This window comes from Arthrobacter sp. cf158, assembly GCF_900106835.1.
Taxonomy (GTDB): Bacteria; Actinomycetota; Actinomycetes; order Actinomycetales; family Micrococcaceae; genus Arthrobacter.
The window spans coordinates 629428-650117 of record NZ_FNNR01000001.1; the positions used below are offsets into that span (position 1 = coordinate 629428).

Annotated in this window: 22 protein-coding genes; 11 read left to right on the top strand and 11 right to left on the bottom strand. The window is 62.3% G+C overall.

The genetic code is table 11. The features are described 5' to 3' along the window. The first annotated feature begins 88 nt into the window (after positions 1–88). The 6 genes from rpsB to BLW08_RS02790 all read left to right on the top strand — a co-directional run bounded on the left by rpsB (position 89) and on the right by BLW08_RS02790 (position 4975). On the top strand, positions 89–958 hold the full coding sequence (gene rpsB / locus BLW08_RS02765; protein ID WP_090819258.1) for a 30S ribosomal protein S2: 870 nt from the start codon (positions 89–91) through the stop codon (positions 956–958). A 121-nt stretch (positions 959–1079) separates the two neighbouring features. After that, positions 1080–1916, top strand: a complete 837-nt coding sequence (gene tsf / locus BLW08_RS02770) for a translation elongation factor Ts (protein ID WP_011774217.1) — start codon at positions 1080–1082, stop codon at positions 1914–1916. Between the two features lie 120 nt (positions 1917–2036). Beyond that, positions 2037–2774 carry a UMP kinase gene (gene pyrH / locus BLW08_RS02775; protein WP_091323238.1) on the top strand — a complete coding sequence of 246 codons (738 nt, stop codon included), beginning with the start codon at positions 2037–2039 and terminating at the stop codon, positions 2772–2774. A gap of 101 nt (positions 2775–2875) precedes the next feature. Then, positions 2876–3433, top strand: a complete 558-nt coding sequence (gene frr, locus BLW08_RS02780; RefSeq protein WP_090819256.1) for a ribosome recycling factor — start codon at positions 2876–2878, stop codon at positions 3431–3433. Continuing rightward, complete coding sequence (locus BLW08_RS02785) at positions 3433–4368, top strand: phosphatidate cytidylyltransferase (RefSeq protein WP_091323240.1); 936 nt, start codon at positions 3433–3435, stop codon at positions 4366–4368. Before frr ends, BLW08_RS02785 begins: the two co-directional genes overlap by 1 nt. A gap of 22 nt (positions 4369–4390) precedes the next feature. Then, complete coding sequence (locus tag BLW08_RS02790) at positions 4391–4975, top strand: DivIVA domain-containing protein (RefSeq protein WP_090819249.1); 585 nt, start codon at positions 4391–4393, stop codon at positions 4973–4975. A gap of 14 nt (positions 4976–4989) precedes the next feature. On the opposite strand, the gene BLW08_RS02795 is transcribed toward BLW08_RS02790, so the two are convergent. Genes BLW08_RS02795 through BLW08_RS02815 form a run of 5 tightly spaced genes read right to left on the bottom strand, consistent with a single transcriptional unit; the run spans position 4990 to position 9483 of the window. Further along, positions 4990–5682 (bottom strand): hypothetical protein, encoded by a 693-nt coding sequence (locus BLW08_RS02795; RefSeq protein WP_091323242.1) that lies wholly within the window; start codon positions 5680–5682, stop codon positions 4990–4992. Between the two features lie 35 nt (positions 5683–5717). Continuing rightward, on the bottom strand, positions 5718–7184 hold the full coding sequence (locus BLW08_RS02800) for a sodium/solute symporter (protein ID WP_091323243.1): 1467 nt from the start codon (positions 7182–7184) through the stop codon (positions 5718–5720). Further along, positions 7181–7543 (bottom strand): DUF485 domain-containing protein, encoded by a 363-nt coding sequence (locus BLW08_RS02805; RefSeq protein WP_091323245.1) that lies wholly within the window; start codon positions 7541–7543, stop codon positions 7181–7183. Before BLW08_RS02805 ends, BLW08_RS02800 begins: the two co-directional genes overlap by 4 nt. Beyond that, complete coding sequence (locus BLW08_RS02810; protein WP_090819238.1) at positions 7540–8259, bottom strand: LytR/AlgR family response regulator transcription factor; 720 nt, start codon at positions 8257–8259, stop codon at positions 7540–7542. The genes BLW08_RS02805 and BLW08_RS02810 overlap by 4 nt, the downstream gene beginning before the upstream one ends. 21 nt (positions 8260–8280) lie before the next feature. Then, positions 8281–9483 carry a sensor histidine kinase gene (locus tag BLW08_RS02815; protein WP_091323317.1) on the bottom strand — a complete coding sequence of 401 codons (1203 nt, stop codon included), beginning with the start codon at positions 9481–9483 and terminating at the stop codon, positions 8281–8283. A 287-nt stretch (positions 9484–9770) separates the two neighbouring features. Here BLW08_RS02815 and BLW08_RS02820 point away from each other — a divergent pair, with 287 nt between their 5' ends. Both BLW08_RS02820 and BLW08_RS02825 read left to right on the top strand, forming a co-directional pair. After that, complete coding sequence (locus tag BLW08_RS02820) at positions 9771–10151, top strand: DUF485 domain-containing protein (protein WP_090819235.1); 381 nt, start codon at positions 9771–9773, stop codon at positions 10149–10151. After that, positions 10148–11764, top strand: coding sequence for a solute symporter family protein (locus tag BLW08_RS02825; RefSeq protein WP_091323247.1), 1617 nt, complete (start codon positions 10148–10150; stop codon positions 11762–11764). Before BLW08_RS02820 ends, BLW08_RS02825 begins: the two co-directional genes overlap by 4 nt. A 59-nt stretch (positions 11765–11823) precedes the next feature. Here BLW08_RS02825 and BLW08_RS02830 read toward each other — a convergent pair whose 3' ends face one another. From BLW08_RS02830 to BLW08_RS02850, 5 genes are all read right to left on the bottom strand, one after another. Further along, positions 11824–12843: a PHP domain-containing protein gene (locus tag BLW08_RS02830; RefSeq protein WP_091323249.1), complete on the bottom strand. Its 1020-nt coding sequence runs from the start codon at positions 12841–12843 to the stop codon at positions 11824–11826. Between the two features lie 76 nt (positions 12844–12919). Continuing rightward, complete coding sequence (locus tag BLW08_RS02835; protein ID WP_090819226.1) at positions 12920–13525, bottom strand: hypothetical protein; 606 nt, start codon at positions 13523–13525, stop codon at positions 12920–12922. A gap of 34 nt (positions 13526–13559) precedes the next feature. Continuing rightward, entirely contained in the window at positions 13560–13967 is a 408-nt protein-coding gene (locus BLW08_RS02840; protein ID WP_090819222.1) for a DUF4383 domain-containing protein, read from the bottom strand. A gap of 128 nt (positions 13968–14095) precedes the next feature. Next, positions 14096–14827: a hypothetical protein gene (locus BLW08_RS24060; protein ID WP_254779634.1), complete on the bottom strand. Its 732-nt coding sequence runs from the start codon at positions 14825–14827 to the stop codon at positions 14096–14098. A gap of 148 nt (positions 14828–14975) precedes the next feature. After that, the gene (locus BLW08_RS02850; RefSeq protein ID WP_091323251.1) at positions 14976–15446 is read right to left on the bottom strand and encodes an Lrp/AsnC family transcriptional regulator; all 471 of its coding nucleotides are present in this window, start codon (positions 15444–15446) and stop codon (positions 14976–14978) included. A 195-nt stretch (positions 15447–15641) separates the two neighbouring features. Between BLW08_RS02850 and pdhA the strand changes: the two genes are divergently transcribed. Genes pdhA through BLW08_RS02870 form a run of 3 tightly spaced genes read left to right on the top strand, consistent with a single transcriptional unit; the run spans position 15642 to position 19188 of the window. Further along, positions 15642–16811 (top strand): pyruvate dehydrogenase (acetyl-transferring) E1 component subunit alpha, encoded by a 1170-nt coding sequence (pdhA, locus tag BLW08_RS02860; protein ID WP_091323254.1) that lies wholly within the window; start codon positions 15642–15644, stop codon positions 16809–16811. Continuing rightward, entirely contained in the window at positions 16811–17821 is a 1011-nt protein-coding gene (locus BLW08_RS02865) for an alpha-ketoacid dehydrogenase subunit beta (protein WP_091323256.1), read from the top strand. The genes pdhA and BLW08_RS02865 overlap by 1 nt, the downstream gene beginning before the upstream one ends. Further along, positions 17818–19188, top strand: coding sequence for a dihydrolipoamide acetyltransferase family protein (locus tag BLW08_RS02870; RefSeq protein ID WP_091323257.1), 1371 nt, complete (start codon positions 17818–17820; stop codon positions 19186–19188). Before BLW08_RS02865 ends, BLW08_RS02870 begins: the two co-directional genes overlap by 4 nt. A 95-nt stretch (positions 19189–19283) precedes the next feature. Here the strand turns inward: BLW08_RS02870 and BLW08_RS02875 are convergent, their stop codons facing one another. Further along, positions 19284–20156 carry an NAD-dependent epimerase/dehydratase family protein gene (locus tag BLW08_RS02875; protein WP_091323321.1) on the bottom strand — a complete coding sequence of 291 codons (873 nt, stop codon included), beginning with the start codon at positions 20154–20156 and terminating at the stop codon, positions 19284–19286. Between the last annotated feature and the right edge of the window lie 534 nt (positions 20157–20690).

Consider the following 20690-nt stretch of genomic DNA (forward strand, 5'->3'; position numbering starts at 1 on the left):
GCAAAGGCTAAACAACCGTCAACTATTGGCAGGGTAAGAGCAGCCCCATGGGCTCTCTCATGAATGACCTGCCGGAAGGAGCGTCGGCATGCCCGTCGTAACTATGCGCCAGCTGCTTGACAGCGGCGTCCACTTTGGACACCAGACCCGTCGTTGGAACCCGAAGATGAAGCGCTTCATCTTCACGGAGCGCAACGGCATCTACATCATTGACCTCCAGCAGTCGCTGTCCTACATCGACCGCGCCTACGAGTTCGTCAAGGCTACTGTCGCCCACGGCGGCACCGTCCTGTTCGTCGGCACCAAGAAGCAGGCTCAGGAAGCAATTGCCGAGCAGGCTACCCGTGTTGGCCAGCCGTACGTCAACCAGCGTTGGTTGGGCGGTATGCTCACCAACTTCCAGACCGTCGCCAAGCGCATCCAGCGCATGAAGGAACTCGAAGAGATCAACTTCGACGACGTCGCAGGCTCGGCTTACACCAAGAAGGAGCTCCTGCTCCTCAAGCGCGAACTCACCAAGCTTGAGTCCAACCTCGGTGGTATCCGCAACCTGACCAAGGCTCCCTCGGTTCTGTGGGTTGTTGACACCAAGAAGGAACACCTTGCTGTTGACGAAGCCAAGAAGCTGAACATCCCGGTTGTTGCCATCCTGGACACCAACTGCGATCCCGACGAAGTTGACTTCCCGATCCCGGGTAACGACGACGCCATCCGCTCCGTCAACCTGCTCACCCGCGTTGTTGCCGACGCCGTAGCTGAGGGCCTCATCGCCCGTAACCAGCGCGCAACCGGCACCACCGAAGCTCCGGAAGAGCCGCTGGCCGAGTGGGAGCGCGAGCTCCTCGAAGGCAGCAAGGCCGAAGAAGCAGCGGCAACCGAGGCTCCGGCAGCAGAAGCTCCCGCAGCTGAGGCTCCCGAGGCAACTGAAGCTGCAGCCGGCGAAGCTGAAGCCAAGTAAATCTGGACCTTCCCTGGTGCCGGAAACAGCATCGGGGGCAACTGACAGGATGGCGGCTCACACGGTGGGCTGCCGTCCTGTCAGTCCGTAAACACACAAATTTCTAGACAGAGGGGTTCACATGGCGAACTACACTGCTGCTGACATCAAGGCCCTGCGCGAGCGTACCGGCGCCGGCATGATGGACGTCAAGAAGGCTCTTGACGAAGCCAACGGTGACGCTGAGAAGGCCATCGAGATCATCCGCATCAAGGGCCTCAAGGGTGCTACCAAGCGCGAAGGCCGTTCCACTGCTGAAGGCCTGGTTGCTGCCAAGGTCAACGGCGGCGTCGGCGTAATGATCGAGGTCAACTGCGAGACCGACTTCGTCGCCAAGGCTGACAAGTTCATCCAGCTGGCTGACAAGGTCCTCAACGTTGCAGTCGAGTCCGGCGCAGCCGACCTCGAGACCCTGCTGGCCACCGAGGTCGACGGCAAGCCGTTGTCCGAGGTTGTCGTCGAAGAGGGCGCTGTCCTCGGCGAAAAGGTTGTTGTCCGCCGTATCTCCCGCGTTGAGGGCACCACGGTTGACGCTTACCTGCACAAGACGTCCAAGGACCTCCCTGCACAGGTTGGCGTTCTGTTCGCTGTTGACGGTGAAGGCGAAGCCGCTGCCACTGCCGCACACGACATCGCTGTTCACGTTGCAGCCATGGCCCCGAACTACCTGACCCGCGAAGACGTCCCGGCCGAGCTGGTCGAGTCCGAGCGCCGCATCGCAGAAGAGACCGCCAAGGCTGAAGGAAAGCCGGAAGCTGCTCTTTCGAAGATCGTGGAAGGCCGCGTCACGGGCTTCTACAAGGGTGAAGTTCTGGTTGACCAGGCATTCGCCAAGGATTCCAAGAAGACCGTTGCACAGGTCCTCGAAGAAGCCGGCGTCAAGGCAACTGCAGTAACCCGTTTCCGCGTAGGAAACTAGTAATTCATGAAAAGGGGTGGTCACTTCGGTGGCCGCCCCTTTTTCATGCACCCGTCCGGGTAGTATCTGCGCGGACCCACAGCACGATAATCTAGCCAGAGTCCACCAACGGGAGGCACCATGGAAACCGTCAACACTGCAATCCAGCCCGAGAAGACCCGCCGACGTGTACTTCTGAAACTTTCCGGCGAAGTCATCGGCGGCGGCAAGCTCGGCGTCGATCCTGAAACAGTCCGGGCCATCGCCAAGCAGATCGCGGCAGCCGTCTCCGATGTTGAGGTAGCCATCGTTGTTGGTGGCGGTAACTTCTTCCGCGGTGCCGAGCTGTCGCAGAGCGGCATGGACCGCTCCCGCGCCGACTATATGGGCATGCTGGGCACCGTCATGAACTGCCTCGCGCTGCAGGACTTCCTGGAGCAGGCGGGCGTTGAAACCCGTGTCCAGAGCGCCATCACCATGGGCCAGGTTGCCGAGGCCTACATTCCCCGCCGTGCCATCCGCCACATGGAAAAGGGCCGCGTGGTCATTTTCGGCGCAGGCGCAGGCCTGCCTTACTTCTCCACGGATACAGTGGCCGCACAGCGCGCCCTCGAAGTCCACGCTGATGTGGTCCTCATGGCCAAGAGCGGTGTGGACGGCGTCTACACCGCTGATCCCAAGAAGGATCCCAAGGCCGAGAAGCTGGACGTCCTTAGCTACGACGACGCACTGCGCCGCGACATCCGTGTCATGGACCAGACCGCGATGACCATGTGCAAGGACAACAACCTCTCCATGGTGGTCTTTGGCATGGAAGGTGAGGGCAACGTTACCCGCGCCATCCTCGGCGAAACGCTGGGAACCCTGGTTACTCCCTAGCAAGGGCTAGGATATTTCTAGGACCGTCCGCCCTTGTGGCGGATCTTTACTGTGCATTGCGGCCTGCAGTTGGGCAGCAACTATTTTCTGAGGAGAAACCCGTGATCGAAGAGACCTTACTCGAAGCCGGCGAGAAGATGGACAAGGCGGTTGAGGTAGCCAAGGACGATTTCGCCACGATCCGTACGGGCCGGGCAAACCCCGGTCTCTACAACAAGGTGATTGTTGAGTACTACGGCACCCCTACGCCGCTCCAGCAGCTGGCCTCGTTCGGTGTGCCGGATGCCCGGACCATCCTGATCACCCCTTACGACAAGACTGCGTTGCGCGACATCGAGAAGGCCCTGAGCGACTCCGAGGTTGGCGCCAACCCGTCCAACGACGGCAACGTCATTCGCGTGACCATCCCGGAGCTCACCAAGGAGCGCCGCAAGGAGTACGTGAAGATCGTCAAGGGCAAGGGTGAAGACGCCAAGGTCTCCATCCGCAGCATCCGTCGCAAGGCAAAGGACTCCTTGGACAAGCTCGTCAAGGACGGCGAAGCAGGCGAGGACGAAGGCGCGCGCGCTGAGAAGGAGCTCGACGCCCTCACCAAGCAGCACGTCGACAGCATCGATGAATTGCTCAAGCGCAAGGAAGCCGAGCTGCTCGAGGTCTGATGAACCAGGCTGAGCCGGCGCCCGCTGAGCGGGTCCCGACACGCGACACCCCCAAACGCGCCAGGCGTGTGCGGGAGAACCCCACACCCAAGGCCGGCCGCAATCTTCCGGCTGCCATCGGCGTCGGGCTTTCCATGCTCCTGGCCGTGCTGGGAGGGCTGCTGTTCCTTCCGCTGGGGTTCGTCCTGCTCACCACCGCATTTGCGGTTTTGGGCGTGTGGGAAGTTTTCCGGGCCCTTGAGGCCCAGGGCACCAGGATGCCGATCGTCCCCGTGATGATCGGCAGCCTGGTGATGCCGGTATCTGCCTACTTCGGCGGACTTGAAGGTTTGCTGTTCACCATGACGGCCAGCTCCGTGGCTGTTCTGTTGTGGCGTTCCATTGAGACCGCCACCGGGGCGCCGCGCAGCGTTTTTTCCGGAGTTTTCACTCTGGCGTGGATTCCGTTCCTCATCAGTTTCGCGGCTTTGCCGCTCCATGCCACCGGTGGTGCCACGCCCGTGGGTTTCTGGCCGGATGGCATCCCCGACGGCGCGTGGCAGATCGCTTCGATGCTGCTCCTGGTGGTCTCGAATGACACGTTCGGCTACATTGTGGGGGCCTCCTTCGGGAAGCACCCCATGGCCCCCAAGATCAGTCCCAAGAAGTCGTGGGAAGGCTTCGCGGGTTCGGTTGGCGGAGCCATGCTGATTGGTGTCCTGGCCTGCATCTTCCTGCTGGACAAGCCATGGTGGGTGGGGCTTGTGCTGGCCGTGGGAATGGTTGCCGCAGCAACGGCTGGAGACCTCGCGGAGTCCATGGTCAAGCGTGAACTTGGTGTCAAGGATATGAGCAGCATCCTGCCCGGACATGGTGGCGTGATGGACCGATTGGACTCCATTGTGTTCGCTGCCCCTATAGCCTATGTTCTGTTCGCGCTGCTAAGCGGCGTCTGACAAACCCAATGAAGGAAAAGTAGTGTCAGTGGATATTCGACGCCAGATTCCCGCAACATTCGATCGCGTGGAGCGCAGCAAGTACGGCTACAACGCCAAGCAGGTGGATGAGTTCCTCCAGCGCGCCAGGACTTCGTTTGAAAACCCCGTTGGCACCGCTGACCAAGTGGCCAGCGTGGATGTCCGGGATGTAGCTTTTGACCCCGTCAAGGGTGGCTATGATGCGCACAGCGTCGATGCCGCCTTGGACCGGCTGGAAGACGCCTTTGCCCGCCGCGAGCGGGACGATCTCATCGGTCAGCAGGGCGAAGAAGCCTGGCTGCGCCAGATCGGAAAGCTGTCAGGCATCCTGCGTGGCAGGCTTCACCGGCCCGACGGCGAACGGTTTCGCCGCCCGTCCAGGAAAAGGACCCGCAGCTACAATGTCCAGGACGTCGACGCCCTGTGCGCTGAGCTCATCGGGTACCTTGAGCACGATCAGCCGCTGAGCGTGGACACCGTTCGCCGGGCAGTTTTCCGTGCAGCCAAGGGCGACGAAGGCTACGAAGAAGCCCAGGTGGACGCCTTCCTGGCACGGGTCGTGGAACTCATGGCGGCCATCGATTAGTCCGAAAAAGCGGGCTAACCCGGGGTGGGGGAGATGGGCTTGTTGTTCTTCCACACCGCAAAGTACCGGCGTCCGCCCCGGGCCATGGCAATGCCAAAATAAGCCAACGCCGAGCCTACTGCCACGCTGACTGCCAGGGGTACTGCAATCCCTCCTGCCACCATGGCGGAACCGATCAACAGTCCGATGAGGGCTGAGTTGGCCGTCAGCATGAAGACCATGCTGCTGCCCGCCACCTGGCTGAAATCCCGTCGGCCGCCGAAGAAGTAGTAGGTCTGCTTGGCCCCTGCCTCGTCGTCGTTGTATCCGGCCATGAGGTACGGCGCAATGCCGGGATCCATATCGACGTAGGCGGCCCGGAGCCGGTTCATGGCCACGACGTACATCAGGTCTTCCATTCCCACGCTCATGACCCGGATTTGCGTCAGCAGGCCGACCACGACGTCAATGCTGAGGATGGTCAGCGCGAACGCCCGGAAAGCGTCGGAGAACTGCGTGGCCTGACCAACGAGGGCCACACTCAGGAGGCTTGCTGAAGTAAACGTCAGGAACATGCTGATACGGGTCAGGACTTCGCTCTGCGTGGTGCTGCGGGAAGCAAGCAGGCTCCAGTGCTCGGTGGCCAACAGTTGCGCCCTGATGCTGGGGGACAACGTTGGCTGAACCGTCAGGGGTTCGGGCTCTGCCGGGCCTGGTTCCTCGGACATGGCGTCATTGTCCACCCTGCAGGATGCGCCGACAACTACCGTTCTGTTGCCACAGGCCTTTCCGGGACGTGCAACCGGGACATGACCCGGTTCACGGAGGCGGGCACGCGGCCTTTCGTTAGGATCGACACGGTCACGGTCACCGCGAAGGCCGCAGGCACAGTCCAAGCTGCAGGCTGGGCAAGCCAGGCCGGTGCGTTCCCTGTTCCCATGATCGTTCCCACCACCATCGCGCCGCCGCAGAGCAAAGCACCGGTCAGCATGCCGGCGATGGCGCCGGCGTCAGTCAGTCCACGCCACCAGATCCCCAACAGCAACACCGGGCAAATGGTGGACGCCGTGAAAGCGAAGACCAAGCCAACACTCCCCGCCAGAGCCAGCGTGTCGGTGGTAAAGGCAAAACCCAAAGGCACGACGGCGGCCAGCACCGCTGCGAGGCGGAAGCCCCGCACGCTTCCTCCAAACAAGTCCTGGCTGATGACGCCGGACAAGGAGACCACCAGCCCGGACGTGGTGGACAGGAAGGCGGCGAAGGCCCCGGCCACAACCAGCGCTGACAGCAGGTCCCCAGGCACACCGCCGATGAGTTTGCCGGGCAGCAGGAGCACCAAGGCATCAGCTTGCCCGGACTGGGCCAGTTCAGGGGCAAACATCCTTCCCACGGCGCCCGAGAGCGTGGGGAAGAGATAGAACACGGAAAGTAGTCCCAGCACAATCAATGTAGTCCGGCGCGCGGATTGCCCATCCGGGTTGGTGTAGAACCTCACCAGCACGTGAGGGAGCCCCAGAGTTCCGAACAACAAAGCGACCAGCAGCGAAATGTGCTGGTAGGCGCCCGCAGGTGCTTGGCCAGTGGGGTTGATCGGGAGAGGAGCCTGTGGTGCCGTGCCGTTGCCGGCCAGGACCAGCAGCACGAACACCACGGGTACGGCCAAAGCAGTCAGCTTCAGCCAGTACTGGAACGCCTGGACAAAGGTGATGGAGCGCATCCCACCTGCCACCACCGTGAGGCACACCACCAGCACCACCGCCGTCGAACCTACCCACGACGGCAGGCCCGTCGTGATCCGGATAGTGAGCGCGGCGCCGTGGAGTTGCGGGACGATGTACAACCACCCGACGGCCACCACCACCAGGCTGGTGACGCGGCGGACCAGCGCGGAGTCCAGGCGGGCTTCGGTGAAATCGGGAATGGTGTAGGCGCCGGAGCGACGCAGCGGAGCGGCCACGAAGAGCAGGAGCATCAAGTACCCGGCGGTGTAACCCACGGGGAACCACAGGGCATCCGTTCCTGACAAGAGGATCAGGCCGGCGACGCCCAGGAAGCTGGCAGCGGACAGGTACTCGCCGCCGATTGCCGAGGCGTTCCACCAGGGTGGCACTGTGCGCGAGGCTACATAAAAGTCGCCGGTTGTCCGCGAGATGCGCAGACCATAGAAGCCGATGACCGCCGTGGCGAGCGAAACTGCAACGAACGCTATGAGGCCTACTGCGGGATTCACTGGTCCTCCACCAGGTCCCTGTAACGGGCCTCGTTGCGGGCAGCCGCGCGGTTGTAGAGCCAGGCACTCAACCCAATCACGGGGTAAATGCCGGCGCCCAGCACCAGCCAGTCCAGCGGAATACCGAAGATGCTGGTCTCAGCCACACCGGGACCGTAGACGAGGAAGACCGCGAAAACAGCAAGAATGATCAGGAATCCGCAGGCCACTACCAAGGCCAAACGCAGCTGTGAACGGATCAGTGAACGGATAAAGATCCTCCCGGCGTCCGAGTCCTCGGCCACTTCGCGGGGATACGGCAAGCGGCCCGGCGCGGCAGTGGCAGACTGCCGCGGCGCTGTGACACGGACGCGGGTCATCCTTGAGGCCGGATGCGGGTGGACTGCAGCTTGTCGCGGACGGAGGGAAGGTGGCGTCGGCTGATTGGCAACTCAGCACCTGCCACGGCCACGCTGGGCCCGGTCGCCGAGAGCTTGAGGTGCTGGACGTGATTCAGTGCGATGAGGTAGGAGCGGTGGATCCGAATAAACCCTGCCTCGGCCCACTTCTGTTCAAGGTCGCTGAGGGGAACCCGAATGAGGTAACTGGCCTCGGCCGTGTGCAGCCGGGCATAGTCTCCCTGCGCCTGCACATAGGTGACGTCGTCGCGCCGGATCATCCGCGTGGTACTGCCGAGGTCCACGGTGATCATCTCCGGTGCGGGCGTTCCGTCCTTGATGAGCTCGCTGATCCTGTCCACAGAACGGGCAAGCCGCTCTGCGCGCAGTGGTTTCAGAAGGTAGTCGATGGCGGCGAGGTCGAACGCTTCCAGCGCACAGTCTTCGTCGGCGGTGACAAACACGACGGCGGGCGGGCTGCTGCTGCGCGAAATCGCACGGGCGATGTCCAAGCCTGAGAGAGCCGGCATGTGGATGTCCAGGAAGACGGCGTCCACAGGCTCCGATTCCAGTTTCCGTAATGCCTCGGCACCTGATGACGCTCGGTGGATGATGCCAATCCGCTCATCCCGGCCCAGCAGGAAGGCAAGCTCTTCCACGGCGGGCAGTTCGTCATCAGCGACGAGCACGTTGATCATGATTAAAGACTAACCGGGACCTCAGGCGTCGTGGTCTGGCTGCGACTTAGGCACCCGCATGGTGATCAGGGTTCCTTCGCCAGGGGCAGTCTCGATGACCAGCCCGTGCTCGTCCCCGTAGACCTGCCGCAAGCGGGCGTCCACATTGCGGAGCCCCACATGGTCGCCGTCTGTGTGGCCGGCCAGCACGGATCGAAGGTGCTCGGGGTCCATGCCGACGCCGTCGTCCTCGATGGTGACTTCCGCAAATGCTCCGGAGTCGTTGGCGCAAATGGTGATGTGCCCCGGACCCTCTTTGGCCTCCAGGCCATGCCGGACTGCATTCTCCACCAGCGGCTGCAGGCTGAGGAAGGGAATGACGGTGCTCAGCACTTCGGGCGCGATCCGGAGGCTCACTTGTACCCGCTCGCCAAACCTGGCCCGCTCCAAAAGGAGATAGCGGTCAATGCAGCGCAGTTCCTCCGCAACCGTGGTGAAGTCACCGTGCCGGCGGAATGAGTATCTTGTGAAGTCGGCGAACTCCACCACCAGTTCCCGTGCCCGGGCCGGATCGGTGTTGATGAAGGAGGCGATCGCATTCAACGAGTTGTAAATGAAATGCGGGCTGATCTGCGCACGCAGTGCCCGGACTTCTGCTTCCATCAGCAGGGTCCGTGACGCTTCGAGTTCCGCTAGCTCCAGCTGGGCGGCTATCCAGTCAGCAACCTCGCTGGTGGCCCTCACCAACCCTGCGCCCGCTGCGGGAGCCAGGGCGGCCACGGATCCCACAACCCGTGATCCGGCACGGATGGGAGCGATGACGGCGCTGAAGTCGTGGCTTCCGTGCTCGGCCTTGCCCGTTGGGGGATGCCCGGCGTGCGGCACCACCACCGTCCTCCCTGTGGCGAGCACCTCTGCCGCGAGGCGCATGAGCGAGGGCCGGAGTTCCTCGGCGGCACCATCCCACGCGAGCACCGCGTCGGTGTCCGTCATGGCCAGGGCGTCGCAACCAAGCAGCACGCGCAGCTGTTTGCTGGCTTTGGCGGCACCGGCAGGTTGGAGGCCGCCGCGGAGATGCTGCCCCGCCCGGGATGCGGCATGGAGCGTTGTGTAGGTGGCGCGTTCAGCGTCGGTGCCCAGCTCCCGGAAGGAACGCATCACCTTCAGGCCAACACCGACTACGACGGCGACCGCCAGCACGATCACAGCAATCGCAGCGGCAGTGAAGAGCGGAGAGTCGGGCATAAGGCCAGCGTAGCCAATAAGCACGCGTCGTCCTCGTTTGCCGGGTGGGGGGGGTGGTTTCCCGGAACCCTCTCTCACCTTTGGTGTGGTTTCCCGGAACGCTCTCTCACCTTTGGTGTGGTTTCCCGAAACGCTCTCTCGCTTGCCGTTGGGCGCAACGTCGCGACCGTTGAGCGATGGCGTCTGCAATTCTCTGGAACAGTTACAGCGCCGCGTTCGATAGTGATTGCAGTCACATTGGCAAGGCGTGTGCAGCTGATGTGGACACATCACACTCAGGAGGAACCATGGGTAATGAGGCCCAACCCCAGGACGCAACGGCGTCCGTGGACTTCCAGGAAGTCCAGACGACGGAACGGTTCAAGACATTACGCAAGCGTCACCGCAGCTTTGTCTTCCCGATGGCCGTCCTATTCCTGCTCTGGTATTTCGCATATGTCCTCTTGGCCGCCTATGCGGTGGACTTCATGTCCACCAAGGTCTGGGGCAACATCAACGTGGGCCTGATCCTCGGCCTTCTCCAGTTCGTCACCACGTTCGGCATCACGGCCTGGTACGTGAGCTACTCCAACAGGAAGCTGGACCCCATCGCGGCTGAGATCCGTAATGAGATCGAGGGGCACGAATTCGACAAGGACGGCAATGTGATCAGCGGGGTCAACAAATGAAAACCATGGTCCCTGCAGTCAACGTCGAAGCTCTGAAGGACACCACGCTTCTCAACATGGGCATCTTCGCCCTCTTCGTCGCGGTCACCATGGTGATTGTGTTCCGGGCCAGCCGGAACAACAAAACCGCGGCGGACTACTACGCGGCGGGCAGGTCATTCACTGGATCACAGAACGGCACTGCCATTGCCGGCGATTACCTGTCCGCGGCCTCGTTCCTGGGCATTACCGGCGCCATCGCCATCAACGGGTATGACGGGTTCCTGTACTCCATCGGCTTCCTGGTGGCGTGGCTGGTAGCCCTGCTGCTGGTGGCAGAACTGCTCCGAAACACGGGAAAGTTCACCATGGCCGATGTCCTGTCCTTCCGTTTGCGCCAGCGTCCTGTCCGGATCGCTGCGGCGTTGTCCACGCTCGCCGTGTGCTTTTTCTACCTTCTGGCCCAAATGGCCGGTGCCGGAAGCCTGATTTCGCTGCTCTTGGGCATCAGCGACTGGGGCGGACAAGCACTGGTGATTATCGTCGTCGGCGCCTTGATGATCATGTATGTCCTGATCGGTGGCATGAAGGGCACCACGTGGGTGCAGATCATCAAAGCCATCCTGCTGATCGCCGGAGCCGCCGTCATGACCGCGATGGTGCTTGCCATCTACGGCTTCAACTTGTCCAGCCTGCTGGGCTCCGCTGCCGAGGCCGCCAACAATCCGGCAGTCCTCAACCCTGGCCTGCAGTACGGCAAGACCGAGACATCCAAGCTCGACTTCATGTCCCTTGGCCTGGCCCTGGTCCTCGGAACAGCAGCCCTTCCGCACGTGTTGATGCGCTTCTACACCGTCCCTACAGCCAAGGAAGCCCGCAAGTCCGTGGTCTGGGCCATCTGGCTGATCGGGCTGTTCTACCTCTTCACCTTGGTGCTGGGTTACGGTGCAGCGGCCCTGGTGGGTGCGGAAACCATCAAGTCCGCTCCCGGCGGCGTCAACTCGGCTGCACCGTTGCTGGCGTTCCACCTTGGCGGCCCGCTGTTGCTGGGATTCATTTCGGCGGTCGCTTTCGCCACGATCCTGGCGGTGGTGGCCGGCCTGACCATTACGGCGGCGGCATCGTTCGCCCACGACATCTATGCGAACGTCATCTCCAAGGGCAAGGCCGACGCAACCACGGAGGTGAAGGTGGCGCGGCGCACCGTAGTGGTGATCGGCGTGCTGGCGATCCTGGGTGGCATCTTTGCCAACGGCCAGAATGTTGCGTTCCTCGTTGCGCTCGCCTTCGCCGTGGCAGCGTCGGCGAATCTGCCTACCATCGTGTACTCGCTGTTCTGGAAGAAGTTCACCACACAGGGCGCAGTGTGGAGCATGTACGGTGGCCTGGCTGCGGCCATCCTGCTGATCACGTTCTCGCCCGTGGTCTCCGGCGCGAAGACGTCCATGATCCCCGGCGCCAACTTCGCGTTCTTCCCGCTGAGCAACCCGGGCATTGTGTCCATCCCGCTGGCGTTCTTCCTGGGCTGGCTCGGGACCGTGCTGGACAAGCGGCGTGAGGACCCGGCCAAGCAGGCGGAGATGGAGGTGCGCTCGCTGACCGGCGTTGGTGCTGAGAAGGCAGTGAACCACTAGTCCCCACACAAAAGGCCGCTCCTTGCGAATCAGCAAGGAGCAGCCTTTGTGCGTCTGCTTTACTTCTTCAGGCTCAGCCATTCCTGCAGCTGCTTCAGCGGCCAGGTAGTAACGATCCGTTCCTTGGGTACCCCGAGGGCCTCGGCCCGCTCCGCGCCGTACTGCAGGAAATCGAGCTGGCCGGGAGCATGGGCGTCGCTGTCGATGCTGAAGAGGCAACCGGCATCGAGGGCCTGCTTAATGAGGTCGTCCGGGGGATCCTGCCGTTCGGGCCGGGAGTTGATTTCGACGGCGACGCCCCACTCTGCGCACTCCTTGAAGACCATTGCGGCATCGAATTCAGACTCCGGCCGGGTACCCCGCGATCCCTGAACGAGCCGTCCGGTGCAGTGGCCAAGGACGTTTGTGTGCGGGTCACTGATCCCGCCCAGCATCCGGGCAGTCATGGTCTTCTTGTCGGAACGAAGCTTGGAATGGACGCTGGCCACCACAACATCGAGCTTGTCCAGCATGCCGGGCGTTTGGTCCAAGGTCCCGTCCTCCAGGATGTCCACTTCGATGCCTTTGAGCAATCGAAAACCATCCTGGGCTGAGTTGATGCCGTTCACTACCTCCAGCTGCTTCTCCAGGCGCTCGACGCTGAGCCCGTTGGCGATGGTGAGATTGGGGGAGTGATCTGTCAGTGCAAGGTATTCGCGGCCGAGCGTATGCGCCGCTGCAACCATGGATTCGATGGGGGAGCCGCCGTCGGACCAGTTGCTGTGGCTGTGGAGGTCGCCACGCAAGGCAGCGCGCAGGGTGTCTCCTCCCGAGGCCAGGGATTCCGTTCCGCGTTCGCGCAGATCGGCAAGATAGTCGGGAACCCGGTCTTCCAAGGCCTGGGTAACCACTTCGGCGCTCCGGTTGCCTACGCCTTTAATGCTGGTGATCCGTCCGCTGCCCACCAGCTTCCGCAAGTCTTCGGGCGGCAGCTTCCGTACGGCGTCGGCCGCTTTCCGGAAGGCTTGGACCTTGAAGGTGGGGGCTTGGCTGCGTTCGAGCCAAAAGGAGATTTCGTCGAGGGCCTCAATGGGATCCATGGCTCCATGATCCACGAACCAGGCGCACCATCAACAGTGGGCTGTGGTGATGATGCGCCGGTCCGGCGGCCGCCACCTAGTGGTGGTGGCCCGGTACCAGGGCGGGATTGGAGCCCTGGCCGTTTTCTCCGCTGGGTGCCTGGCCGTGCTCTCCGTGCGGAACGGCGTGTTGGCCGGCCATTGAAGCGGCCAGTCCGGGTGTTGCCACTGAGGCAACAACGACGGCGGCTCCGAACGCGGCTGCCAGAAGCCGCCCGGTCCTTGGCTGGCCGTGGGCGCCGCCGTCGTTGGTCTTGTGCTGCCGCCTCAGCCAGCCCGCTCCGGCAAGTGCCATGAGCGTGAGCCCGAGGGCGGCAAAATGGCTCACATCAAGTGAACGCTGGGTGGTGATGCCCGCCGCCATGACCGCAACATGTGCAGCGGCCGCGAGGGTCAGTGCGGAAATGGCGTAGCGGGGGAGGACGAGGGCGTTGCGGTGCAGCCCCCACAGCGACCAAGCCAGGAAGGCCAGGCCTGCTGCGAGTGTTGCCACACCTGCCAACACCACACCGGTTGTCACGGAGGCGGCTCCAGTGAGGTATCCGGCGGCCAGGGAGAGTTCAACCATGCCCGCCGCCATGGCGGCGAAGTATACGAACAGCAGGGCCGCTGCCCTCAGTGTCGGGTGGTTGCTACGCTCCATGGCTCTCGTCATCCTCTCGCTCGTGTGCCGGTGATCAGGCGCGGGCTGACGTGACGGCGGCCTTGTCCTGGGACAGGGCGACACCCAGCAGGACCACTGCGCTGGCAAGGTGCAGCACGTTGTCTGCGCCGTTGAGGGCAATGATGTTCAGCGAGCTGCCGACGAGGAAGAGTCCGAGGATACCCACCAACAGGTACACACCACCAACAGCGGTGTTGACCGACTTGGACAGCGTCACACCGTTCATGCCGGCGTAAAGCAGAGCCGCGCCAATGGCCAGGTGGATGATGTTGTGAAGCGGGTTCACAGCGAAGATGATCAGGTTGGCACCTTCAGTGGCGAAGAAGCCGATTCCTGAGGTGACAAAGAATCCGAGGACGCCTACCAAGAGGTAAACGGCTCCGAAGATGGTGGCGATCAAGCGATTGGGCGAAGTACGCATGGTCCGAACCTTCCGATGAGGCCGGGAGGATCCCGACCGTCCTGCTGAGCCCCGGGTGGGGCTCTCAAGCAGTAATTCGGACCATGAATTGACGTGGATGGGTCTTAGTAGGATTTATTTTTGAACAATCACGGGCGCAGGCGGATGCTGCTCATTTTGAGGTCGTTGGTGCCTTCGAAGACGTACTGGAGGTCGATGGTCTTGCCATCGCATTGCAGCTTGCCCGCGAGGTCGGCTTTGTTGTTGCCATTGGTGGAGTTCACGTTGACAGAGCTGTAGTTCGGCTTGCATGAGCTGTCCAATTGCAGGCTGGCGATGCCGTCCACGAAGGATTGCTTGTCCAGTTCGTCCTTCAACGGCTGGCTGAGGTAGTCGTCATAGGCCTGCTCCGTTTGCCCGGACACCACCAGGGTGGTGAATTCATCTGCCAGGGACCTGGCTTTGGACGTGGCATTGCCCACCAGGTTGACAAGTACCAGGACGCCCACAACTGCCAGCACGATCACGCCGGCCACGATGCTGAGGACGATCCACAGGACTTTCCGGCTCTTCTTGGGCGGCTGCTGGCCGTACTGGCCCTGAGGGTACTGGCCGGGTTGGTACTGGCCCTGCTGATAGGGGTTCTGGCCTTGCGGATACGGGTTCTGGCCTTGCGGATACGGGTTCTGTCCGTAGGGGTTTTGACCTTGGGCGGCGTACGGTGGGGTGCCCGCCTGCTGGGGGGACGCGGACGACGGCGACTGTTGCCACTGCGGTGAGGCGCCGGTTTGTGGTGGGTACCCGGGCCCGGGTGGAACAGGTGGCGGGTTCTGGCCCGGTTGGTTCTGGTTGGGCTGGTACGGTTCCTGCGGGTTGCTCACGGTAGTGCCCCTTTCGGCAGCCTTCGGTAGCGCCACCACATGGCCGGGGACCTCTGGCCAGCCCCCGAATTCGTCCACTTGCATCAAATCGCATGCCGGTTCTACGGGCAAGTACTCATCACGGAATAGCCGCAGGTGAAAAGGGATTTCACGGCTGGGAGCGGCGTCCCAGCAGGGGCTGAACGCGGTACGGGATCATCTCCCGCATCGCCAGTGCTGTATCCGTCCGGTCCACGCCATCGCAGCCGAGGATCTTTCCATTGATGCGATAGAGGTCTTCCGCGTCCAAGGCAACAACGCGCAGCAGGAGGTCCGCTGAACCCGTCAGGCCGAATCCCTCCAGGATTTCCGGAATGTCGGCGAGGTCCTGGGCGAGGGAAGCCAGTTTTTGTTGTTGTACGTGAACCGTGATGAAGGCCGTCAGCGGGTAGCCCAGAGCCACTGGGTTGATCCGCCGCTCAAAGGAGAGAAACGCGTGCTTCTTCTCAAGCTGCGCCATTCTGGCCTGGACCGTGTTGCGCGATAGTCCCAGCTTTTGGGCGAGGGCCACCACTGTCCCGCGGGGATCCTTCGCCATGGCGGAAAGGAGACGGGTATCAGTGCCATCCAAGGCTTGCATAATGCGCAAGATTAGCACGGAGAGGGAACTCAAAATAGGGCAGAATGCTCAACTTCAGCGAGGGCAGTTGTACCTGATGCCTCTTGTGAGTAGGGTCACACTTAACTCTGGCGAAGGTGCCGGAGGGCCGGTCTGCGGCAGGATCACGAGTCCAGCCAGCGCCGACGAAAACGAGCCGGAAGGTTGCGATCACCTGTGTTGACGGATCAGGCGGGCGAGGGAGTGCACCATGACACTCCGGGCCCTGGACATAGTGCACAAAATTCTCTGAGGACTGGCGGCAATCTGCTCCAGCTGGTGTCTCCCGAGGGCGAGCGGATCAGCCATCCCGAATTCGATGTATGGGTCAAGGACATCGGTGATGAGCAGTTGTGTTCGCTGTATGAGGACATGACGGTTATCCGCCGTATTGATGCCGAGGCAACGGCACTCCAGCGACAGGGAGAACTGGCGCTCTGGCCTCCGCTGCTGGGACAGGAAGCAGCCCAGATCGGTTCGAGCCGATCACTGCACGATGACGATTTCGTGTTTCCGAGCTACCGCGAAAGCGGTGTGGCCTACGTCCGTGGCGCACACCTCTCCGAGATCGCCCGGGTGTGGCGCGGCAATGCCTCCTATGGGTGGGATCCCCAGCGCATCAATCTGGCGACGCCCCAGATCATCATCGGTTCCCAAAGCCTGCACGCCACCGGCTACGCCATGGGTGTCCAGTTGGACGGAGCAAATACTGCCGTCCTTGCCTACTTTGGTGATGGCGCCACGAGTGAAGGTGACGTCAATGAAGCCATGGTGTTCGCCGCCAGCTACCAGGCACCGGTCGTGTTCTTCTGCCAAAACAACCACTGGGCCATTTCGGAACCTGTGCGCATCCAGTCGCACGTCCAACTGGCTGACAGGCCCACCGGATTCGGGATTCCCAGCATGCGCGTTGATGGCAATGACGTGCTGGCTGTCATGGCTGCGACGCGGGTTGCGCTGGACAGGGCGCGCAAGGGCGGGGGGCCAACGTTCATCGAAGCTGTCACCTATCGCATGGGTCCCCACACTACGGCCGATGACCCCACCCGCTACCGCGATCCCATCGAGTTGGAAGATTGGGCCGCAAAAGATCCCATCCTGAGGCTCCGCAAGCTCCTGGAAGCAAAGGGCCTGCTGACTGAGGAGGTGGAATCGAGTGTCAAAGCCAAGGCTGACGCCGTTGCAGCGGAGCTCCGTTCCAGCTGCATTGGGATGCCGGACCCGAAGCCACTGGATGTCTTCAACCACGTTTACAGCACGCCCAATTCCTGGATAGAACGCCAGAAGGACCAGTATTCGCGCTACCTGAACAGTTTCAACGAATCCGTCGAGGAAGGTGCACTCTGATGTCCAAGCTCACTTTTGCCCGGGCCATCAACGCAGGCCTCCGGAAGTCTTTGGAAAACGATCCCAAGGTTGTCCTCATGGGTGAGGATATTGGTTCACTCGGTGGCGTCTTCCGCGTCACCGATGGCTTGCAGAAAGACTTTGGGAAGCACCGCGTCATTGATTCGCCCTTGGCTGAGTCGGGCATTATCGGCACTGCCGTCGGACTGGCATACCGCGGCTACCGTCCGGTGTGCGAGATCCAGTTTGACGGTTTCATCTACCCGGCGTTTGACCAAATTGTCAGCCAGGTAGCCAAAATGCACTACCGCACTCAGGGACGGGTCAAGATGCCCATCACCATCCGGGTTCCGTTCGGTGGTGGCATTGGGTCTCCGGAACACCACTCGGAGTCTCCCGAGGCATACTTCACCCACACCTCCGGCTTGCGGGTGGTGGCCGTTTCCAATCCCCAGGACGCGTACACCATGATCCAGCAGGCCATCGCCTCTGATGATCCCGTGCTCTACTTCGAACCCAAGCGCCGCTATCACGACAAGGGCGACGTGGACGAGGCCATTGACCTTTCCACAGCCCTTCCGCTGGATAAGGCTGCCGTGGTGAACGCAGGATCCGACGTCACCTTGGTGGCTTACGGTCCTTTGGTCAAAACGGCCAAGGATGCGGCTATGGCCGCGGCCGACGAAGGCATTTCCGTGGAGGTTATTGACCTCCGCTCGCTGGCTCCCGTGGATTACCCCGTGGTGGAAGCCTCGGTCCGCAAGACCGGCCGTCTGGTCATCACGCATGAGGCGGGCCAGTCCGGTGGCCTGGGCGCAGAGATTGCTGCCAGCATCACCGAGCGGTGCTTCCACTACTTGGAATCTGCCCCCGTCCGCATCACAGGTTTCGATGTTCCCTATCCCTATTCGAAGCTGGAAATGCACCACTTGCCGGACCTGGACAGGATCCTGGACGGCGTGGACCGTGCCTTGGGCCGCCCCAACTCGTTGAGTGGACTGGAAGGATGACCGCCACCATGATCAAGGAATTCAGGCTGCCGGACCTTGGCGAAGGCTTGACCGAATCGGAAATTCTGAGCTGGAAGGTTGCGGTGGGGGACACCGTCACACTGAACCAGGTCATCGCCGAGGTGGAAACTGCCAAGGCCGTAGTGGAGTTGCCATCGCCCTTCGCAGGAACGGTGGCGGCCCTTCACGAGCAGCCCGGAACCGTGGTGGAAGTCGGCAAACCGATCGTTTCCTTCGAGGTGGACGACGCCGGATCCTCCAACGGGGGCAGCGCGCCGACTGCTGGCGCACCGGCCGCCGTCGAATCCTCCGGCGAGGCGAGTCCAGCAAAACGTGAGCCGAACCTGGTGGGCTACGGCGCCGTCGTCGAACATTCCGGCCGTCCCACCCGCCGTGCCCGCGGGCAGGCTCAATCCGAAGCACCCCGGGAAACACCCGCGAGTACCCCGGCGGTGGCCGGGCCCACGCAGCAACGGCCGTCTGAGACTGAAGCCGCTGAACGTCCACGCTCGACGCCGCCGGTCCGCAAACTGGCCCGTGATATCGGCGTTGACCTGGAGCTCGTCTCCGGCACCGGGCCGGGTGGGCTCATCACCCGCGAGGACGTCCAGAACTTTACCGGCGCAGCTGAAGCACCGGCCGAGATTCCTGTACTTGTGCAGGGCGAACGCGAGACCCGGACACCCATCAAGGGAGTCCGGAAGTTCACGGCCGCGGCAATGGTCCAGAGTGCCTTCACGGCACCCCATGTGACCGAATTCCTCACGGTGGACGTCACGGCAACCATGGAATTGCTGACTCGCCTGAAAGGCAACAGGGCGTTCGAGGGTTACAAACTGACGCCCCTGACCATCGCCTCCAAGGCGGTGCTGGTGGCGCTGCGGAACAATCCCACGCTGAACTCCCGCTGGGACGAGGCGAGCCAGGAGATTGTCCAGTTCAACTATGTGAACCTGGGCATCGCTGCCGCCACGCCCCGTGGGCTGACAGTCCCTAACATCAAGGACGCAGACCGACTGACGCTGCGCGAGCTGTCCACGGCATTGACGGAGCTGACGGATACCGCCCGGGCAGGCAAATCCTCGCCGTCCGATCTTTCCGGGGGCACCATCTCCATTACCAACATCGGAGTGTTCGGGATTGACGCAGGGACACCCATCCTGAACCCGGGAGAGGCCGCCATCGTGGCTCTGGGCGCTGTGAGGAAGGCGCCGTGGGTTGTCAACGATGAACTGGCTGTTCGGCAGGTCATGTCACTCAGCCTGTCCTTCGACCACCGACTGGTGGATGGCGAACAGGGCTCGCGCTTCCTCGCGGATCTGGGCGCCATCCTGTCCGATCCCGCCATGGTCATGACCATGATCTGACACCCCGAAGCTGCGCCGGCCCATCCCTTTACGAGTGCTTGCAGGAAACTGCAGCTAAGGGGTGGGTCGTCGCGCGTCACGGGTCAGCAGAGGCGTCAGTCTTCGGTGGGTGTGGTGCGGTTGGAATGGACCGTGCGCCAGCTGTGCTCCGGCTCGAAGCCCAGCAGCCTGCGGGCTTTGTCGATGGACAGCATCGTTTCGTGCTCGCCCAGTTCCTTGAGGACCTCGACGCCAGGGAAGACTTCCGCGGCAAGCTCGGCGCTGCTTCGACTCATCACGGTATCTGCGGCGGCGATGATGAAGGTCTCGAAGCCAGGTCCGCCATGTTCCAGGGCCCTCACCACTGCGAGAGCACCGTCCCGGGCGTCGATATAGCCCCACAGATTCCATTTGCGGAGTGTGGCGTCCGAGTCGAAGGACGGGAAAGCGTCGTAGTCCTCGGGGTCCATGACATTGGAGAAGCGCAACGCCGTGATGCTCAGGTCCGGGTCCCACCGCGTGAGTTGGATGGCCATCTGTTCTTCGAGGTGCTTGACCAGTGAGTAAGTGCTTTCCGGCCGCGCCGTGTATTCCTCATCGACCGGAATATAGGGAGGATCAATGTCGAAAGGGAGGCCCAGTACGGTCTCGCTCGAAGCATAGACCACCTTCTTAATGCCTGCCCTCCGCGCTGCTTGGAAGACGTTGTAGGTGGACACCATGTTGTTCTCGAAGATCGCGGCATCAGGTGCCAGCCCAGGTGCAGGAATGGCGGCCAGGTGAACGATTGCGTCCAAGCCGTCGTGTTGGTCGTCCAGGCCCAGGATGACGTCCAGGACTTGCCCGTAATTGCGGAGGTCCACGGTGACGTAGCCGCGGCCCCGGGTGCCTGCCCGGTCTATGTTGAGAACCTGGTGGCCGTCTTGCGTCAGCCGCCGGACCACGCTCCTGCCCAGTTTTCCGCTTCCGCCGGTGACAGCAATCCTCATGGTCTGATCCTTCGTCGTCTCGTTGTTGTCCGATGTGGTCATGCTGGTTCCCTCATGTGACGTTTCAATCCAGCCCGATTCCAGCGTAGGCGCGCGCGGCAGCATGGCGCAGCCCCTGAGGCAGGCCCTGTGAGTCCTAGGAATGCCGGAACGACGCAGGGGCATTCCGAACGCAGGGGCCTACCGGAACGACTCCGAACGCAGGGGCCTACCGGAACGACTCCGGGCGTACGGGTTGCCGGCTGCACAAAGCAGTATCTGCACCGGACAAACAATGAGCGCCCACAGTTTCCTGCGCACAGCTCCTGCTCGAATCCCTCGCTGCAAGCGCTCGACTCCCTCATTACAAGCGCTCGACTCCCTCATTACAAGCGCTCGACGGCGGCCCGTCGCCCAGGGTGGTGGGCCGGGGTCGAGCGCTTGTGGGGTTGGGGCGTCCTATGTTCGGTGGGGTGTGTGGTGGTGGTTGCGTCGGGGTGTTTGGTGGGGGTCGATGTGGGGTGGGGGGATGAACCAGGGGATTCCGGTGGTGAG

Bases quoted from the DNA above. Each gene is read 5' to 3' on its own strand.
- rpsB (WP_090819258.1), top strand. From the start codon at position 89: ATGCCCGTCGTAACTATGCGCCAGCTGCTTGACAGCGGCGTCCACTTT.
- tsf (WP_011774217.1), top strand. From the start codon at position 1,080: ATGGCGAACTACACTGCTGCTGACATCAAGGCCCTGCGCGAGCGTACC.
- pyrH (WP_091323238.1), top strand. From the start codon at position 2,037: ATGGAAACCGTCAACACTGCAATCCAGCCCGAGAAGACCCGCCGACGT.
- BLW08_RS02785 (WP_091323240.1), top strand. From the start codon at position 3,433: ATGAACCAGGCTGAGCCGGCGCCCGCTGAGCGGGTCCCGACACGCGAC.
- BLW08_RS02795 (WP_091323242.1), bottom strand. From the start codon at position 5,682: ATGTCCGAGGAACCAGGCCCGGCAGAGCCCGAACCCCTGACGGTTCAG.
- BLW08_RS02805 (WP_091323245.1), bottom strand. From the start codon at position 7,543: ATGACCCGCGTCCGTGTCACAGCGCCGCGGCAGTCTGCCACTGCCGCG.
- BLW08_RS02810 (WP_090819238.1), bottom strand. From the start codon at position 8,259: ATGATCAACGTGCTCGTCGCTGATGACGAACTGCCCGCCGTGGAAGAG.
- BLW08_RS02815 (WP_091323317.1), bottom strand. From the start codon at position 9,483: ATGCCCGACTCTCCGCTCTTCACTGCCGCTGCGATTGCTGTGATCGTG.
- BLW08_RS02820 (WP_090819235.1), top strand. From the start codon at position 9,771: ATGGGTAATGAGGCCCAACCCCAGGACGCAACGGCGTCCGTGGACTTC.
- BLW08_RS02825 (WP_091323247.1), top strand. From the start codon at position 10,148: ATGAAAACCATGGTCCCTGCAGTCAACGTCGAAGCTCTGAAGGACACC.
- BLW08_RS02830 (WP_091323249.1), bottom strand. From the start codon at position 12,843: ATGGATCCCATTGAGGCCCTCGACGAAATCTCCTTTTGGCTCGAACGC.
- BLW08_RS02835 (WP_090819226.1), bottom strand. From the start codon at position 13,525: ATGGAGCGTAGCAACCACCCGACACTGAGGGCAGCGGCCCTGCTGTTC.
- BLW08_RS02840 (WP_090819222.1), bottom strand. From the start codon at position 13,967: ATGCGTACTTCGCCCAATCGCTTGATCGCCACCATCTTCGGAGCCGTT.
- BLW08_RS02850 (WP_091323251.1), bottom strand. From the start codon at position 15,446: ATGCAAGCCTTGGATGGCACTGATACCCGTCTCCTTTCCGCCATGGCG.
- BLW08_RS02865 (WP_091323256.1), top strand. From the start codon at position 16,811: ATGTCCAAGCTCACTTTTGCCCGGGCCATCAACGCAGGCCTCCGGAAG.
- BLW08_RS02870 (WP_091323257.1), top strand. From the start codon at position 17,818: ATGACCGCCACCATGATCAAGGAATTCAGGCTGCCGGACCTTGGCGAA.
- BLW08_RS02875 (WP_091323321.1), bottom strand. From the start codon at position 20,156: ATGAGGATTGCTGTCACCGGCGGAAGCGGAAAACTGGGCAGGAGCGTG.